The 15,924-nt window shown below is 60.8% G+C and carries 16 protein-coding genes; 2 read left to right on the top strand and 14 right to left on the bottom strand.

Annotation, left to right across the window (positions count from 1 at the left end):
* Positions 1-23 precede the first annotated feature (23 nt).
* The 10 genes from C8N31_RS04750 to C8N31_RS04795 form a co-directional block, all read right to left on the bottom strand.
* Positions 24-917: a cell division protein FtsQ/DivIB gene (locus tag C8N31_RS04750; protein WP_025048871.1), complete on the bottom strand. Its 894-nt coding sequence runs from the start codon at positions 915-917 to the stop codon at positions 24-26.
* On the bottom strand, positions 905-1,783 hold the full coding sequence (locus C8N31_RS04755; RefSeq protein WP_025048870.1) for a D-alanine--D-alanine ligase: 879 nt from the start codon (positions 1,781-1,783) through the stop codon (positions 905-907). Before C8N31_RS04755 ends, C8N31_RS04750 begins: the two co-directional genes overlap by 13 nt.
* A 106-nt stretch (positions 1,784-1,889) precedes the next feature.
* Positions 1,890-2,837, bottom strand: a complete 948-nt coding sequence (gene murB / locus C8N31_RS04760) for a UDP-N-acetylmuramate dehydrogenase (RefSeq protein WP_025048869.1) — start codon at positions 2,835-2,837, stop codon at positions 1,890-1,892.
* Between the two features lie 31 nt (positions 2,838-2,868).
* A complete protein-coding gene (locus tag C8N31_RS04765) occupies positions 2,869-3,162 on the bottom strand; it encodes a hypothetical protein (RefSeq protein ID WP_025048868.1) in 294 nt (97 codons plus the stop codon).
* Positions 3,159-3,425: a DUF2484 family protein gene (locus tag C8N31_RS04770; RefSeq protein ID WP_025048867.1), complete on the bottom strand. Its 267-nt coding sequence runs from the start codon at positions 3,423-3,425 to the stop codon at positions 3,159-3,161. The genes C8N31_RS04765 and C8N31_RS04770 overlap by 4 nt, the downstream gene beginning before the upstream one ends.
* Positions 3,422-3,673, bottom strand: a complete 252-nt coding sequence (locus tag C8N31_RS04775) for a DUF2484 family protein (RefSeq protein WP_025048866.1) — start codon at positions 3,671-3,673, stop codon at positions 3,422-3,424. The genes C8N31_RS04770 and C8N31_RS04775 overlap by 4 nt, the downstream gene beginning before the upstream one ends.
* Positions 3,670-5,091 (bottom strand): UDP-N-acetylmuramate--L-alanine ligase, encoded by a 1,422-nt coding sequence (gene murC / locus C8N31_RS04780; protein ID WP_025048865.1) that lies wholly within the window; start codon positions 5,089-5,091, stop codon positions 3,670-3,672. Before murC ends, C8N31_RS04775 begins: the two co-directional genes overlap by 4 nt.
* Positions 5,088-6,188, bottom strand: coding sequence for a UDP-N-acetylglucosamine--N-acetylmuramyl-(pentapeptide) pyrophosphoryl-undecaprenol N-acetylglucosamine transferase (locus C8N31_RS04785; RefSeq protein ID WP_025048864.1), 1,101 nt, complete (start codon positions 6,186-6,188; stop codon positions 5,088-5,090). The genes murC and C8N31_RS04785 overlap by 4 nt, the downstream gene beginning before the upstream one ends.
* Positions 6,189-6,219: 31 nt before the next feature.
* Positions 6,220-7,389 carry a putative lipid II flippase FtsW gene (gene ftsW / locus C8N31_RS04790; RefSeq protein WP_025048863.1) on the bottom strand — a complete coding sequence of 390 codons (1,170 nt, stop codon included), beginning with the start codon at positions 7,387-7,389 and terminating at the stop codon, positions 6,220-6,222.
* 156 nt (positions 7,390-7,545) lie between these two features.
* The gene (locus tag C8N31_RS04795) at positions 7,546-8,073 is read right to left on the bottom strand and encodes a redoxin domain-containing protein (protein WP_025048862.1); all 528 of its coding nucleotides are present in this window, start codon (positions 8,071-8,073) and stop codon (positions 7,546-7,548) included.
* Positions 8,074-8,180: 107 nt separating this feature from the next.
* Between C8N31_RS04795 and C8N31_RS04800 the strand changes: the two genes are divergently transcribed.
* A complete protein-coding gene (locus C8N31_RS04800; protein WP_025048861.1) occupies positions 8,181-9,359 on the top strand; it encodes a BaiN/RdsA family NAD(P)/FAD-dependent oxidoreductase in 1,179 nt (392 codons plus the stop codon).
* Here the strand turns inward: C8N31_RS04800 and murD are convergent.
* Positions 9,356-10,750, bottom strand: coding sequence for a UDP-N-acetylmuramoyl-L-alanine--D-glutamate ligase (gene murD, locus C8N31_RS04805; protein ID WP_025048860.1), 1,395 nt, complete (start codon positions 10,748-10,750; stop codon positions 9,356-9,358). The genes C8N31_RS04800 and murD overlap by 4 nt on opposite strands.
* A gap of 204 nt (positions 10,751-10,954) precedes the next feature.
* On the opposite strand from murD, the gene C8N31_RS04810 reads away from it, so the two are divergent.
* Positions 10,955-11,881: a glutaminase gene (locus tag C8N31_RS04810; RefSeq protein WP_025048859.1), complete on the top strand. Its 927-nt coding sequence runs from the start codon at positions 10,955-10,957 to the stop codon at positions 11,879-11,881.
* 10 nt (positions 11,882-11,891) lie between these two features.
* Here C8N31_RS04810 and mraY read toward each other — a convergent pair whose 3' ends face one another.
* From mraY to C8N31_RS04825, 3 genes are read right to left on the bottom strand one after another with little or no spacing between them, the layout of a single operon-like run.
* Positions 11,892-12,974, bottom strand: a complete 1,083-nt coding sequence (gene mraY / locus C8N31_RS04815; protein WP_025048858.1) for a phospho-N-acetylmuramoyl-pentapeptide-transferase — start codon at positions 12,972-12,974, stop codon at positions 11,892-11,894.
* 43 nt (positions 12,975-13,017) lie between these two features.
* Positions 13,018-14,445: a UDP-N-acetylmuramoyl-tripeptide--D-alanyl-D-alanine ligase gene (locus C8N31_RS04820; RefSeq protein ID WP_025048857.1), complete on the bottom strand. Its 1,428-nt coding sequence runs from the start codon at positions 14,443-14,445 to the stop codon at positions 13,018-13,020.
* Entirely contained in the window at positions 14,442-15,923 is a 1,482-nt protein-coding gene (locus C8N31_RS04825) for a UDP-N-acetylmuramoyl-L-alanyl-D-glutamate--2,6-diaminopimelate ligase (RefSeq protein WP_025048856.1), read from the bottom strand. The genes C8N31_RS04820 and C8N31_RS04825 overlap by 4 nt, the downstream gene beginning before the upstream one ends.
* Position 15,924: the final 1 nt, after the last annotated feature.

The following is a 15,924-nucleotide window of genomic DNA, read 5'->3' on the forward strand; positions in this document are numbered from 1 at the left end:
CGCCTCATGTCGCAGGTCCAGCATCACTGGCCCGAAATCTGTTTGATCTGCCACCATTGTTTTGTGGCTTCTTCGCTCATCCTCACGGTCGGCCTTTGGGCCAACCGCATATCCACAACCAACACATCACGGCTGAGAACCTCTTGTGCGCCTTCCAGAGCGATCACCCGTTCCAACGCTTGTACCGCGCCGGTTTCGGGCAACATGATCCGCTGATCACGGTCCAGAACCACATCCCAGCGCCGCTCGCCCACACGGACCAAACCGCGCAGGCGCTTTCCAATCGGCGCGGTTGCGTTGATCAGGCGCAACGCCTGCGGTACCTGCGCTTCTGCGCCCGGTCCCGCGATCAATGGAAGATCAGGACGTGCGCCGCGGCTGCCAATCACTTCGACCCGCGCGCCGCCCTCATCCACCAGAACCAATTCATCTTCGGTGCGCCAAACCGCAACCGGAATGCGCGGTGTCACATCCACCTGCAAAATTCCGCCCGGTTTGATCCGCACACTGGCATTCTTGACGCCGTCCAGATCGGTGATCTGCTGGCGCAACTCTGTCACATCAAGGTCAAAGGAACTGGCGGGAAATTCGACCGGAACCAGCGCCCGCACATTTGCGGCAAGCGCCCCTGTCGCCCCATCTACAGCCATCAGCTTGACCATAAATTCAGGGCGCTCTTCGATGCTGCGCCGCGCATCGGACACCGCAAGCGCAATCGCCTCGCGGCGTTCCTCACTCGACAGGTAAATCGTAGCGGCCATCAAGGTCAGGCAAAATGGAACCCCGGCCCGCAGACCCAGCCGAAACCCCGGCGTCAGCATCAACCGCTGCATGCGCCACGACCAGCGCGATGGCGCGGGATCGGCCTTGGCCTTGGCCGATTTGGCAGAGCTGCGGCGCAGGGTCAGCGGGAACATGTCGCGTCCTCCACCATCCAGGCGCAAAGCTCGGGAAAAGAGATGCCGCAAGCCGCAGCCTGTTCCGGCGTCAGTGATGTGGCAGTCATGCCCGGCTGCGTGTTGGTCTCAAGCAGCACCAAACCGTCGGCGCCCTTGCTTTCATCCCAACGGTAATCCGTGCGGCTGACACCCCGGCACCCCAAAGCATTATGCGCCCGCAAAGCATACTCAAGGCAGAGCTCAAAAATTTCAGCCGGCACATCGGCAGGCACCACATGGGATGATCCGCCCTCTTTGTACTTGGCGTCATAATCATACCAACCGGTGGTCAGGATATCCGTCACCGTCAACGCCCGCTGGCCCATCACTGTGGTGGTCAATTCGCGCCCCGGCGCAAAGGCTTCGACCATCACAAACTCTGGCATTTCGGGGCCAAGCTGCGGCGGGCCGTTGTTTTCCGCGCCCACCAGATAGACCCCAACGGAGGATCCTTCGTTGTTGGGTTTGACCACATAGGGCGGCGTCATCACGTGATCGCGGCGCACATCATCGGCGGCGGCAATTGTGCTTTGCACAACCGGTAGGCCAACACTGCGGTAAATCTCTTTGGTGCGCTGTTTGTCCATCGCCAACGCCGATGACAGCACCCCCGAATGGCTGTAGGGGATCTGCATCCATTCCAGCAAACCCTGCACACAGCCATCTTCGCCCCAACGGCCATGCAGGCAGTTGAGAACAGCGTCTGGTTTTATCTGTGTCAAAACGGCAGCAAGGTCGGGGCCTGCATCGACCTCGATCACCTTGTAGTTCCGTTCCCTTAGTGCGGCTGCGCAGGCTTGCCCACTGGACAGCGAGACCTCGCGCTCTGCCGAGGGGCCACCCATCAATACCGCCACTGTCGGGGTTGTCCTGCTCGACGTACCCACCGGAGTGCCTTTTGTCCCGGACCTTTTGCGGCCCTTATTTTCAGTTTATTTGCCGATTTTCGGCTTATGCCTCAGGCACCGGATCGCCTAAAAATTCACCGATGCGCATGATTTCCCATTCTAGCCTTATCCCACTGGTTGCGTAAACCTTTTTCCGCACCTCTTCGCCCAATCTTTCCAGATCTTCGGCGGTGGCCTGATCGGCATTGATCATAAAATTGGAGTGCTTCGGGCTCATCTGGGCGCCGCCAACACGGGCCCCGCGCATGCCTGCGTCGTCGATGACCTTCCATGCCTTGAGATCATGCACATCATCGGCCTTGCCTGTGCTGGAAAAGCCAGCTGGATTGCGAAATGTGCTGCCCGCGCTGCGGTCTTTGGTCGGCTGGGTCTCATCGCGCTTGCGCAATTGATCTTCCATACGGGCGTGCAATGTCTCTGGATCGCCCTTTGGCGGAGCAAAGGTGGCACTCACGATCACCGCGCCAGCCGCTAAGTCGCTTTGACGATAGCGAAAATTGAGATTATCAGCTGTCAGGGTGATCAGCTCTCCAGCACGAGTGACAGCCTTGGCCGACACAAAATGATCGGCGGTATAGCTGCCATAGCACCCAGCGTTCATGCGCACTGCACCGCCGATGCTGCCCGGAATGGTGCGCAAGAATGTCAGGTCCAGCCCTGCGTCCGCCGCCTTGCGGGCCACATGGGCATCCAGCGCCGCCGCGCCTGCGGTGACCTGATCACCGTCCACGTCGATCCCGTTAAAACCGCGCCCCAGACGGATCACCACAGCCCGCAAGCCACCATCGCGCACAATCAGATTGCTGCCCACGCCCATGGGGAAAACCGCCACTGTTTGCGGCAATTCACGCAGGAAATCGCGCAGATCGTCCAAATCGGCCGGTTGAAACAGATAATCTGCCAGCCCGCCCACACGCAGCCAGGTCAGATCGTTCAAGGGACGTTGCGGCGTCAGCTTGCCGCGCACGGGGGGGAAATTCTCATCAGTCATGTCGCGGGACTAGCGGCAAATCTGGTGCGGGTCAAACATCGCTTTGGTCCACACGGCTGGCCACCCAAGCGCGGTGAATGCGTCCAGCAAACCAACCCGCCCCAAAGGCGCAAAGCGCATAAAGAACCGCCGAGGCCTGGGCAATCAACGCGTTGATCTCAAAGGGATGCGCGTTCAGCCAGCCCATCATCCAGATCATATTGAGCCCTAATCCGATGATCAAAACCGCAATGAACCGTTTGATATTGAAATGAAATCCAGTCCAAGCGCAAGCTGCCATCCAGACCGCCAGCACCGCAACAAGCGAGGCAACCAGCAGGCTCATTCCGCCGCGCCATCCCGGCGCAGCACCACACGGCGCAACCACCGGCCCAGATAGATCACCGGCCAGCGCAGCACCGAACAGGCCCCCGCCAGAACCAAAAGCGCCACCCAAGGCCCATGTTGAACGGCAACGTAACCCACGACCGGCAGGCCCAATGCGATAAGAATATAGGCGTTGCGCCAATGCTGGTCTTTGCTGGGTGTCATGGCCAGCACATTGGCCACTACGGCCCACAAACAGGCCAACGTCAGGGAAAGACTCATTCCGGCACCTGCGGATTTTGCCCGCGCAGCTTTGCGATCAGGAATTTCAGCGGGTTACGGTACATTGAGACAAATGCAGCCAGCGCCAGTGCCGCAATCAGCCAGCCCATCTGCAATCCGATCATCACGATCAGAACAGGTGCCGCCAGCAAAAGCGCCACCCCCGGCACATATTGCCGCCGCATGGGCAACATCGCCACCCCAACGGAGGCAAAGACCCACAACACACAGAGCCAAAGCAAGGTCACGCCGCCGCGCCTTTCATGGCTTTCAACCGGTCTGGAAGCTCATTGGCCCAAGCGCTGATTGTACCAGCGCCAAGGCAGACAACCATGTCCCCCGGACTTGTCTGTTCACGCACCAACCGCGCCAGATCATCGCCATCCTGCACGGCGCGGGCATGACGGTGGCCGTGGCGGATCAGACCAGCCACCAGACCGTCGCGGTCCGCCCCTTCGATGGGGTCTTCTCCGGCGGAATAGACATCGGCGATGCCAACCACATCCGCATCGTTGAAGCAGGCACAAAAGTCGTCAAAAAGATCATGCAGACGGCTGTAACGGTGCGGCTGATGCACCGCGATGACACGACCCTCGGTCGCTTGCCGCGCGGCCTTAAGGACGGCGGCAATCTCAACGGGGTGGTGGCCATAGTCATCAATGATCGTCACGCCATCAACTTCGCCCACCTTTGTGAACCGGCGGTTAACGCCGCCAAAGCTGGCCAATGCGCCGCGGATCTCTTCGGCTTTCATGCCCAGATGCCGCGCCACGGCCACCGCCGATAGGGCGTTGGAGACGTTGTGATCCCCCGGCATCGGCAGGCTGCAATCCTCGATCACGATGTCTTCAGCTTGCAGATAGATATCAAAATGCGCCACGCCATTTTTGTAATGCAGGTTTCTGGCCCGTACATCGGCCTGCGCGTTGAAGCCATAAGTCACAACACGGCGGTCGGTGATCTTGCCCACCAGCGCCTGCACCTCAGGGTGATCGGTGCAGCACACAGCCAGCCCGTAGAACGGAATGTTCGACACAAAATCAAGAAAACCCTGCCGCAGCGTGTCAAAATCGCCCCAATGTTCCATATGTTCAGGGTCGATGTTGGTGACAATCGCGATGGTAGCCGGCAGGCGGTTGAAAGTACCGTCACTTTCGTCGGCCTCCACCACCATCCATTCGCCCTGCCCCATCCGGGCGTTGGACCCATAGGCGTGAATGATCCCGCCATTGACCACCGTTGGATCGATCCCGCCTTTGACCAGCAGTTCCGCCACCAGCGTTGTGGTTGTTGTCTTGCCATGGGTGCCTGCGACCGCGATGTTGGATTTCAGGCGCATCAGTTCGGCCAGCATCTCGGCCCGGCGGACGATCGGCAGACCAGCGGCGCGCGCGGCGTCAAGCTCCGGGTTGCCCGGCTTGATCGCGGATGAGATCACCACAACCTCGGCATGTTCGATGTTTTCCGCCTTTTGACCGCCTTCAAACACCGTTGCGCCCAATTCGACCAGCCGGTTGGTGATCTTGCTGGCCTTCAGGTCAGAGCCCTGCACGGTATAGCCGTGGTTCAGCAACACCTCGGCGATGCCGGACATGCCAATGCCGCCAATACCGACAAAATGGATGGGCCCTACATCGGTGGGCAATTTGGTGGCGGCTGCGTTCATGTCTGTTTTCCTTTTTGGGCCAGCGCTTCGACCATCTGTGCCAATGCCTCGGCCGCTTCGGGCTTGCCGACCGACAGCGCGGCCAGCGCCATTTGCATGGCCGCATCAGAGTTGCCAAGCACCATGTGGATTTGTTCTGTCAGGCTTTCGGGGTTCGCCGCGTCTTCCGGCACCATGATTGCCGCGCCTGCCTCTACCAGACCTCGCGCATTGGCGGTTTGGTGATCGCCGGTGGCCGCAGCAAAGGGGATCAGGATCGAGGGCCGGCCAATCACCGAAATATCCGCAACCGAAGAGGCGCCCGCGCGGCTGACCACCAGCTGTGCCTCGCTCATCCGGCGCGGCACATCGTCAAAGAACGGCTGCACATCAGCGGAAATTCCGTGTTCGGCATAAAACGCGGACACCCGTTCACCATCCTCATCCCGCGCCTGATGGCTGACCCGGATATTGCGCAGCATCTCCATCGGCAGGTTGGCAATGGCAGGCGGAACAACGTCGCTCAGGATACGCGCGCCCTGCGAGCCGCCCATCACCAATAGTTCCATCGGATAGTCCCCCGGCGCGATATAGCCAGCGCCCGCGCGGTCCAGTACCGCACCGCGCACCGGATTGCCCACATGCACGCCCTCCACCCCTTCGGGCAGGGTCGTGGGCCATGTGCCGCAGGCCACCGCATCGACGCGTTTGGAAAACACCTCGTTCACCCGGCCCAGGACACCGTTTTGTTCATGAATCATCCGCGGCAGCCGCAAGGCCCAAGCCGCGCCCAGCGCCGGAATGGACGGATAGCCGCCAAATCCTACAACCGCCGCAGGCCGGTCGCGCAGCATCCGCGCCATAGCGCTCAGCGCCCCCGCACCGATGCGCAGCGGCACCATTGCCTTGGCCGCCAAACCGCCACGGGCAAAGGTCGCCGAGCTGACCTGCACAATCTCAACCGCATCCGGGAAGCCACCCGTGTAACGCGCCCCGCGCGCATCCGTCGACAGGCGCACCCGCCAGCCGCGGGCCAGCATCACCTCGGCCAGCGCCTGCGCGGGGAACATATGCCCGCCGGTGCCTCCGGCTGCGATAATCAAAAGCGGTGCCGTCATGGCCGTCTCCTTGTGCCGCCCTCTGGCACGGTCAGCGTGCCCGGCCGCGGCCCAGTATATCAGAAATCTCGCCCTGGGGCCTTGTGCGGGTAAAGGCAAGCAACATGCCAACCGCGATCCCGGATGCAATCACCGAACTACCGCCATAGCTGACAAACGGCAAGGTCATGCCTTTGGCCGGCAGCAAACGCACTGCAACACCCATATTGATCATCGCCTGAACCCCAAACATACAAGCCAGTCCCGTGCCCGCCAGCCGGATAAATGGATCACGCTCGCGCACCAGCCGCAGCAGCGACCGCACCACCACACCGGAATACAGCAGGATAATACACAGAACGAGGATCAGCCCGTATTCTTCGGCCGCCACCGCGATGATGAAATCCGTATGCGCATCCGGCAAGGACCATTTCACCTGCCCCTCGCCCACACCCACACCAAAGAGCCCGCCCTCGCGGATCGCATTGGTGGCATAGCCAAGCTGCGTTGTGGGATCGACATCGGGGCTGAGAAAGCCATCAATGCGCCGGGCGAAGTGTTCGGAATTGGAATAGGCCACCGTGCCAGCAACAACAACAAGACCAGCCATACCGACCAACAGTGTGATCGGCGCACCAGCCACAAAATACATCACGCCCCAACCGAACAGCACCAGACAGGCCTGCCCAAAGTCAGGCTGCATCGCCAGCATCAGCACAATCGCAATGCACAGCGCAAAAGACCACAGCCGCCCCGGAGGACCGTTAATCTCTTGACTTGCGGCCATCATCCAGGCCGCCGCCACGACAAAACCGGGTTTGAGAAATTCGGATGGCTGGATCGAGGCAAAGCCAAGCGAATACCAGCGCACCGCGCCCTTGCCAAAATCCGTACCCAGAAACGGCAGCAACGCCAACGCCACAAAGGCGCAAATAAACCCAAGCACCGCCAACCGCCGCACCAGAACCGGCGACATCATCGAGGTCAGCACCATCGCGATCATCGCCAGAGCGCCAAAAAACGCCTGTCGCTGCACATAATGAAAGGGTTCAAACCCGTTTTTGGCGGCCAAGGGCGGCGATGCCGCAAGCCCCAGCAACATGCCAACCAGAAACAGCATGAGGATGCAGGACATCGCCCATCTATCAACTGTACGCCACCATTTTGGAAGAATCGGTTCGCCATCCCGTACCGGGACCGCACCATAGACCATTTCTGTCATGGGCTCTGCCTTACACTGCCTTCAACTGCCGCGTCCTGGCTTCTGCCCGGCACGTCGCCCCTTTTCGGGGTCTAAAAGGCAGCATAACGCGAAAAGCCCCTGTAATCTAGTGGATTTCCACCGGAGGATGATCCCCCGGTGGCAGTTCTCCGCGAATTACGCCGCGCTGTGGGTTCCGCGCACCGGATAGTCATTGGCGCGGATGAATTTGATGCCGTTCAGGATGCCCTCCAGCTCTGGCCGGGCAAAGGGGGCATTGGACACATCAAGGATTTGCACATTGCCTTTTTCGTTGATCACAAACAGGCCAGGTTCGGGGAAGGGCCGGTCGGCTTCCTTGGCGCTGCGCGGGTCCGAGACATAAAGCCCAAGCATTCGCATCTGCGCAATGCTCAGCCCATACCCCATCGGCAGGGTCAGTTCTTTTTCGTCCACCATCGCCTGCGCTTTTTCCTCAGGATCGCCAGACACTGCGACCACTTCGATGCCCTCGGTGTGGTATTGCGGCGCCAGATTTTCGAGCTTGGCAAGGTATCTTTTACAGATCGGGCAATGCAGCCCGCGATAAACCACCACCATCTGCCAGTCGAACCCATCTGAGGGCGTGCCAAGGTTCACTTGCCCCCCGCCCAGCCTCTCTGCGGTCATGGTGGGGAATGCCTGTCCGGCCTCTAGCGTTTTCATGTTTTGTCCTTTCTTGCGTTTCTCAACCGACTTAACGCCCCATACCGGGGCGGCAATCCCCCTCACAGCATCTTGACCACCCCGACCAAAGCAGGCAGAGCCGCCCCATGCAGGTGGATACAGCAATCATAGGTGCAGGCGCGGCAGGCATGATGTGCGCAGCCCATGCGGGCGGTAAGGTGCTGCTGATTGATCACGCCAAGGCGCCCGGTGAAAAGATCCGCATTTCCGGTGGCGGGCGCTGCAATTTTACCAATATGTATTGCGATCCCGGCAGTTTCCTCTCTGGCAATCCGCATTTCGTCAAATCCGCCCTGGCCCGTTACACCCAATGGGACTTTGTTGAACTGGTCGATCAACACGGCATCAAATGGCACGAAAAGACCTTGGGCCAGCTCTTTTGTGATGTCTCCGCCAAAGAGATCATCGCCATGCTGCGCGCGTTGATGCAAAAGGCCGGTGTCGATCTGCACCTGCAAAGCCATGCCACAGACATCCGTAAGACAGTTAGCGGCTTTGCCCTGACCCTGCATGGACCTGAGGGCGATACATCAGTGACCGCAAATAACCTCGTGATCGCAACAGGCGGAAAATCCATCCCCAAGATGGGCGCAACGGGCTTTGCCTATGATGTCGCCGCTGCGTTTGGCCTTCCGGTGACAGAGACCCGCGCGGGATTGGTGCCCTTCACATTCACCGATGCGCGGTTCGCCCCGATCTCAGGCACCGCGGTCCCTGCCCGTGTAGGCGCTGGCGGCACCAGCTTTGATGAGGCACTGCTCTTCACCCATCGCGGGCTGTCAGGACCAGCGGTCTTGCAAGCCTCCTCCTATTGGCAGGATGGCGCGCCGATCACCGTCAATCTGGACCCGCACACCGCGCTGTTCGACGCGCTCCGAGACCAGCGTCAAAACTATGGCCGCCGCAATTTCACCACCGAACTGTCCGCCCACCTGCCTTCCAGATTGGTAGATCATCTTGGCGCGATGCATGACCTGACCGGAAATCTGGCCGATTGGTCCGATGCGCGGCTCATGGCCCTCTGTGACGCCCTGCAAAACTGGCAAATGGTCCCCTCCGGCACCGAAGGATACCGCACCGCCGAAGTGACCCTCGGCGGGGTAGACACAGATGCACTGTCCTCCAAATCCATGATGGCAAAAACCGTTCCGGGCCTCTATTTCATCGGCGAAGCCGTGGATGTGACCGGTTGGCTCGGCGGTTACAACTTCCAATGGGCATGGTCTTCTGCAATGGCCGCTGCCCGCGCAGGTGGCCTGACCTAGCCCAGCTGTTTTGTCACCTGCGCCGCAAAATCATCGCCGCGCCGCTCGAAACTGTCGTATTGGTCAAAACTCGCCGCCGCCGGGGCCAGCAGGACCACATCGCCCGCCTCTGCCTCCGCCACCGCGCGGGCAACCGCCGTCGCCATATCACCGCAAACCTCGGCCTCCACGTCCAGTTGCATGGCAAATCCCGCCGCCTCGCGCCCGATCACATAGGCTTTGCGTACCCCGCCCGTGGCCCCGGCCAGCCCGCCAAGACCGCCCTCTTTCTCAAGCCCGCCGCAGATCCAGCGGATGTTGCTGAACGCCGCAAGCGCCTTGGCCGCGCTGTCCACGTTGGTGGCCTTGCTGTCGTTGACAAACCGCACGCCATCTTTCTCGGCGATGGTCTGGGATCGGTGCGGAAGACCGCCAAAGCTGTGGAACGCCGCCTCGATCACCTTGGGCGCCAGACCCAGCGTCCGGCAGGCCGCATAGGCGGCACAGGCGTTCTGATGGTTGTGCGCACCGGGCAACCCGGCAACCCCGCGCAAATCAACCGACGCCACCTGTTTGCCCTTGCGGTACTCAGACAAAAACCCCTTGCGGGCAAACACCTGCCAGCCCGGCCCGGTCAGCTTTTGCGCCACGCTGATCCGGATCACCCGGTCATCGGTTGGCCCCTCCGTCAACTGACCGGCCAGAAAACGCCCCTCGGCCTCATCCACACCGATCACTGCACGGTCCGGTCCGCCTTCTGCAAAGAGCCGCCGCTTGGCCGCGAAATATCCCCCCAACCCATGATGCCGGTCCAGATGATCCGGGCTGAGATTTGTGAACACCGCCACATCCGGCGTCAGACTGCGGGCCAGATCGGTTTGATAGCTCGACAGTTCTAGCACAACCACTTCGCCGTCAATCGCCGGGTCCAAATCCAGAACTCCGCGCCCAATATTGCCCGCCAGTTGGCATGGCCGGCCCACCTGCTCCAGAATGTGATGGATTAAGGCCGATGTGGTGGATTTCCCGTTCGATCCGGTGACAGCCACCACCCGCGGACTGATGTCAAAACTGTCCCAATCGCGGGTGGCAAAGCTTTGGAAAAACAAGCCGATGTCATTGTCCACCGGCACCCCTGCCTCCAGTGCCGCGGCCACCACTGGGTTGGGATCAGGGTAAAGATGCGGAATGCCGGGGCTGACGATCAGCCGGGCAATACCCTCAAAACCAACGCGCTTGAGGTCAACACAGGCAAACCCTTCACCCTCGGCCTTTTCCCGCGCCGCCGGATTGTCATCCCAGCACAGCGGCACAGCCCCGCCTGCGGCCAAGGCCCGCGCGGCCACAAGCCCCGACCGGCCCAGCCCCAAAACCGCAACCTGCGTCCCCGCCAATCCTTGCACCGGAATCATCGCCATCCCCTTCTTTTGCAGGCAAGATGGCGCAAGGGCGCGGCGAAGACCATCCACCCTGTCCCTTTTTGGCCCTAAATATTCCGGGGGAATCGCGGCCTGCCGCGATGGGGGCTGGCCCCCTGCCGCCACTGGAAACACCCGCCTGCCCCTGCTACCCAACCTCGACCGAACCACATGCGCCTCCGCCAGAAAGACCCGCCCATGCCAAGATCAAATGCCCTTGACCTGCCCGGCCTGCTGTCGCGCCTCAATGGGCGCATGCGCGAGGATGACCATTGGGGCGATGTCGCTGCCTATATTCCGCAACTGGCGCATGTAGACCCGCACCAGTTTGGCATTGCCGTGGTCACGGCAGACGGCACCTGCCATGTGGCGGGCGACAGCGAAGTGCCTTTCTCTGTGCAATCCATCACCAAGGTCTTCACCCTTGCCATCGCCCTTGGTCGGTCGGGCGATCAGCTGTGGCAGCGGGTTGGCCGCGAACCCTCGGGCCGCGCCTTTAATTCTATCGTGCAGCTCGAACAGGAACAAGGCCGCCCGCGCAATCCCTTCATCAACGCCGGCGCCATCGTGACCACGGACGAGGTGCTGGGCCACCGCCCCCCGCGCGAGGCTTTGGCGGAGATTGTGCAATTTGTCCGCGCCGCCGCTGGCACCGATGACATCCACATCAACGACGCTGTGGCCGCGTCAGAGACCGCCTTTGGTCATCGCAACTTTGCTTTGGCGCATTTCCTCGCGTCTTTTGACAATCTCAAGAATGCGCCCGAGCTGACGCTGGGCACCTATTTTCACCATTGCGCGATAGAGATGTCCGTCCGGCAACTGGCCATGGCGGGCCGGTTCCTTGTCGATGCACCGGGGTTGCCGCGTCTTGTCTCTGCCGGGCGCATCCGGCGTCTGAACGCGCTGATGCTGACCTGCGGCCACTATGACGGATCGGGCGATTTTGCCTATCGTGTGGGCCTGCCGGGCAAGTCCGGGGTTGGCGGCGGCATTCTGGCCATCGTCCCCGGTCAGGCCAGCATCGCGGTCTGGTCGCCGGGGCTCAACCGTTATGGCAATTCGCACAAAGGCACCGAAGCCTTGGCGATCCTTGCCCGCCAGATGAACTGGTCGATTTTCTAGGATCAGACCCTTACCGGATTTTCAGCGTCGCCAGCCCGATCATCGCCAGGATCAGCGAAATGATCCAGAACCGGATCACGATCTGCGGCTCGGCCCAACCCTTTTTCTCATAATGGTGGTGGATCGGTGCCATCAGGAACACCCGCTTGCCGGTGCGTTTGAAATAGAGCACCTGAATGATCACGCTCAGCGCTTCGACCACAAACAAACCGCCGACAATCGCCAGTACCAGCTCGTGCTTGGTCGCCACCGCAATCGCGCCCAATGCGCCGCCAAGCGCCAGTGATCCGGTATCGCCCATAAACACTGCCGCAGGCGGGGCGTTGTACCAAAGAAAGCCCAGTCCGCCGCCAAATATGCCAGCAGTGAAAATCAGGATTTCCCCGGTGCCCGGCACGTAATGCACATCCAGATATTCGGTGAAATCCACGCGGCCAACAGCATAGGCAATGATGCCAAGGGTGCCGGCGGCAATCATCACCGGCATGATTGCCAGCCCGTCCAGACCATCGGTGAGGTTCACCGCATTGGCCGCGCCCACAATCACGATGATGGCAAAGGGGATGAACAGCACCGACAGATTGATCAGCGTGTCCTTGAACACCGGCAGCGCCAGTTTGTACTGCAGCGCCTCAGGGTGGTATTGTGCCGCCCAATAGCCCGCAATGCCCGAGATAATCAGCCCTAACAACAGCCGCAGCTTGCCCGAGACACCGGCGGTGTTTTGTTTGCTGACCTTGGCATAATCATCGGCAAAGCCAATCGCGGCAAAGCTCATGGTGACAAACAGCACCAGCCAGACAAACGGATTGTCGAGCCGCGCCCACAGCAGGGTCGAAGTTAAAAGCGCCCCTACGATCAGCAGCCCGCCCATCGTCGGCGTGCCCGCCTTGACGAAATGCCCCTCTGGGCCATCATCGCGGATCGGTTGGCCCTTGCCCTGCTTGCGGCGCAACACGGCGATCAAGGGCTTGCCAAACAGGAACCCAAAGATCAACGCCGTCAGGAACGCGCCGCCGGCCCGGAAGGTGATGTAGCGAAACAGGTTAAAAAAGTCGCCACCATCCGACAGCAGGGTCAACCAATAGAGCATAAAATGCGTCCTTACTCATGATCCAAGGGCCGCGTGGCCCTGTTCAACTCTGGCCGTTGCGATGGCCCATTTTGCGTATGGCGTCAACAACAGCGCCCAGTTTCATCGAAAGTGATCCCTTGGCCAGCACCACGTCACCGGCATGCAACCGTCCCGTGAGCCCGGTCAGCATCTCGGCGGAGCTCTCCATCCAGTCGCCGCGCCGGTGTTCGGGCAAAAGATCGTAGAGCGATTTCATCAGCGGCCCGATGCAATGCACCACATCGACGTTTTCCATCGCTTCCAGATGCGCAAGTCCCGCATGCAGCGCGATCTCGTCGCTGCCCAGCTCTTTCATATCGCCCAGAATGGCAATGCGCCGCCCTGCCCGGTTGTGAACCGCATTTTGCCCCACGGCAGAGGCGGCCAGCACCTCAAGCGAGGCCGCCATCGACGTCGGATTGGCGTTGTAGCTGTCGTCAATCAGATCCAGCGTCAGGTGGTTTTCTACCGGATCAAGCTGCACCGTCTCGCGCACGCCCCGCCCCTTGTAGGGTGACCAGCGGCCCAGCGATTGCGCCGCCAGGGCCAGATCGGCCCCCATTGCCTCGGCCACCGCCAATGCGCCCAGCCCGTTCATCGCAAAATGCCGCCCCGGTGTTGCGATTTTGAACAACAGCGGCGTGCCATTGGCTTCGGCCTGCACCACGGTTGTGTCGGCCAATACCTGCACGTCGTTCAATTTGAAATGCATCGCATGGGTGCCAAATTCCACATCGCGCAATTTGCAATCAACGGCCTTGGCCATCAGGATCGCGGCATGTTCGATATCGGTGTTGATCACAGCAACGCCGCCCGGCGCTAATCCTTCGAACACCGATGCCTTTTCGACGGCGATACCAGCCACATCCTCGAAGGCCTCCAGGTGCGCGGCGGCAACAGTTGTGACCATGGCCACGTCCGGCTTGGTCATTTTGGCCAGCGGTGCAATCTCGCCGGGGTGGTTCATGCCGATCTCGATGATCGCAAATTCTGTGTCTTGCGGCATCCGCGCCAACGTCAGCGGCACACCCCAATGATTGTTGTAACTGGCGACGGACGCATGGGTCCGCCCCTGATCCCCCAGCATCGAAAGCAGCATTTCCTTGGTCGAAGTTTTGCCAACGCTGCCGGTGATTGCGGCAACTTTAGCGGCGGTCCGTGCTCGCGCTGCCACGCCAAGCTGTTCCAGACCGGTCAAAACGTCCTCAACAATCAGCAAAGGCGCATCCGGCGCCACGCCCTCTGGCACGCGGCTGACCAATGCTGCCGCTGCGCCCTTGGCCAAGGCATTCGCCACAAAGTCATGGCCGTCGCGTACATCTTTAAGCGCCACAAACAAATCACCCGGTTCAAGCGTGCGGGTGTCGATGGAGATGCCTGTGCAAGACCAAACGCCCTGCGCCGTACCGCCCGTTGCCGCCTGCGCCTCTGCGCTGGTCCAAAGTGTCATGCCAGTCTCCCGTCCAGTGCCGCAACGGCCACACTGGCCTGTTCCACATCATCAAAAGGCAGGATGTCATCGCCAACGACCTGCCCGGTTTCATGGCCTTTGCCAGCAATCAGCAAAGCGTCCCCAGGCCCCAACATATCGACCCCGCGCAGGATCGCCTCGGCGCGGTCGCCCACTTCGGTTGCCTCAGGCGCGCCTTGCAAAACCGCTGCGCGAATGCTCGCCGGATCTTCGGAGCGCGGGTTGTCATCGGTCACAATCACCAAATCGGCGTTTTGTGCCGCTGCGGCCCCCATCAAAGGGCGTTTGCCTGCATCGCGATCGCCGCCTGCCCCAACGATGGCAATCAACCGCCCCATCACATGCGGCCGCATTGCCGCCAGAGCAGTCGCCACCGCATCAGGCGTATGGGCAAAATCGACAAACACCGCTGCGCCATTGTCGCGGGTGGCGGCAAGCTGCATCCGGCCACGCACTGTGGTCAGATGCGGAATGGTGTCAAACACATCCGCCGGATCACCACCGCAAGCGATGACCAGCCCCGCCGCCAGCAGCACGTTGTCGCCCTGAAAGCCGCCAATCAGGTTCAGACGCTTTTGAAAGGTCTTGCCGCGCCAATCAAACCGCAGATCTTGACCCGTGGCATCAAACCTTTGTGCCGTCAGATGCAGATCACCGCCATCGCGGCCCACGGTGATCACCTCGCACCCCCGCGCCTTGGCAATTGCGGCCATGTCCACGCCTTTGGGATCGTCAATGTTGATCACCGCCGTGCCATCTTCGGGCAGAACCCGCGAAAACAGCCCGGCCTTGGCGTCAAAATAGGCCTCGAAGGTTTCGTGATAGTCCAGATGATCCTGAGTGAAATTGGTAAATCCAGCCGCCCGCAGGGTCACACCGTCAAGCCGCCGTTGATCCAACCCATGTGACGAGGCCTCCATCGCGGCGTGGGTGATCCCGTTTAGCGCAGCCTCAGCCAGCGTGCGATGCAGGGTGATCGGCTCTGGCGTGGTATGGGCCAACGGGGCCGCCCATGCGCCTTCAACGCCGGTGGTGCCCAGATTGACCGCTGGCAGATCCATCTCGATCCAGATTTGCCGCACGAATGTCGAGACCGAGGTTTTGCCATTGGTGCCCGTGACCGCGATCATGGTTTTGGGCTGGGCACCGAACCAAATTGCAGCGGTCAGGGCAAGAGCCTCGCGCGGGGCGTCTGTGATGACCACGGCAGCGCCAGCAGCGGCCAGTTCCTCTGCGGCAATCTCAGCCCCTTCAGCATCGGTTAGAACCGCAACCGCGCCCATGCGCAGGGCATATTGGATAAACTCCGCCCCATGCACCCGGCTGCCGGGCATGGCGGCAAACAAATAGCCCTCTTTCACTGCGCGGCTGTCCACAGCGATACCCGTAATGTCAGGATTGGCGCCACCCCGCGCCGTCAGACCAAGGGAGGAGAGGGAAACGCACGGGCTGGCCATA

This window comes from Sulfitobacter mediterraneus (assembly GCF_003054325.1).
Taxonomy (GTDB): domain Bacteria; phylum Pseudomonadota; class Alphaproteobacteria; order Rhodobacterales; family Rhodobacteraceae; genus Sulfitobacter; species Sulfitobacter mediterraneus.

What these genes read in the sequence shown, in the direction of transcription:
- C8N31_RS04750 (WP_025048871.1), bottom strand. Translation starts at nt 917, where the DNA reads ATGTTCCCGCTGACCCTGCGCCGCAGCTCTGCCAAATCGGCCAAGGCC.
- C8N31_RS04755 (WP_025048870.1), bottom strand. Translation starts at nt 1,783, where the DNA reads ATGGGTGGCCCCTCGGCAGAGCGCGAGGTCTCGCTGTCCAGTGGGCAA.
- murB (WP_025048869.1), bottom strand. Translation starts at nt 2,837, where the DNA reads ATGACTGATGAGAATTTCCCCCCCGTGCGCGGCAAGCTGACGCCGCAA.
- C8N31_RS04765 (WP_025048868.1), bottom strand. Translation starts at nt 3,162, where the DNA reads ATGAGCCTGCTGGTTGCCTCGCTTGTTGCGGTGCTGGCGGTCTGGATG.
- C8N31_RS04770 (WP_025048867.1), bottom strand. Translation starts at nt 3,425, where the DNA reads ATGAGTCTTTCCCTGACGTTGGCCTGTTTGTGGGCCGTAGTGGCCAAT.
- murC (WP_025048865.1), bottom strand. Translation starts at nt 5,091, where the DNA reads ATGAACGCAGCCGCCACCAAATTGCCCACCGATGTAGGGCCCATCCAT.
- C8N31_RS04785 (WP_025048864.1), bottom strand. Translation starts at nt 6,188, where the DNA reads ATGACGGCACCGCTTTTGATTATCGCAGCCGGAGGCACCGGCGGGCAT.
- ftsW (WP_025048863.1), bottom strand. Translation starts at nt 7,389, where the DNA reads ATGACAGAAATGGTCTATGGTGCGGTCCCGGTACGGGATGGCGAACCG.
- C8N31_RS04795 (WP_025048862.1), bottom strand. Translation starts at nt 8,073, where the DNA reads ATGAAAACGCTAGAGGCCGGACAGGCATTCCCCACCATGACCGCAGAG.
- C8N31_RS04800 (WP_025048861.1), top strand. Translation starts at nt 8,181, where the DNA reads ATGCAGGTGGATACAGCAATCATAGGTGCAGGCGCGGCAGGCATGATG.
- murD (WP_025048860.1), bottom strand. Translation starts at nt 10,750, where the DNA reads ATGATTCCGGTGCAAGGATTGGCGGGGACGCAGGTTGCGGTTTTGGGG.
- C8N31_RS04810 (WP_025048859.1), top strand. Translation starts at nt 10,955, where the DNA reads ATGCCAAGATCAAATGCCCTTGACCTGCCCGGCCTGCTGTCGCGCCTC.
- mraY (WP_025048858.1), bottom strand. Translation starts at nt 12,974, where the DNA reads ATGCTCTATTGGTTGACCCTGCTGTCGGATGGTGGCGACTTTTTTAAC.
- C8N31_RS04820 (WP_025048857.1), bottom strand. Translation starts at nt 14,445, where the DNA reads ATGACACTTTGGACCAGCGCAGAGGCGCAGGCGGCAACGGGCGGTACG.
- C8N31_RS04825 (WP_025048856.1), bottom strand. Translation starts at nt 15,923, where the DNA reads ATGGCCAGCCCGTGCGTTTCCCTCTCCTCCCTTGGTCTGACGGCGCGG.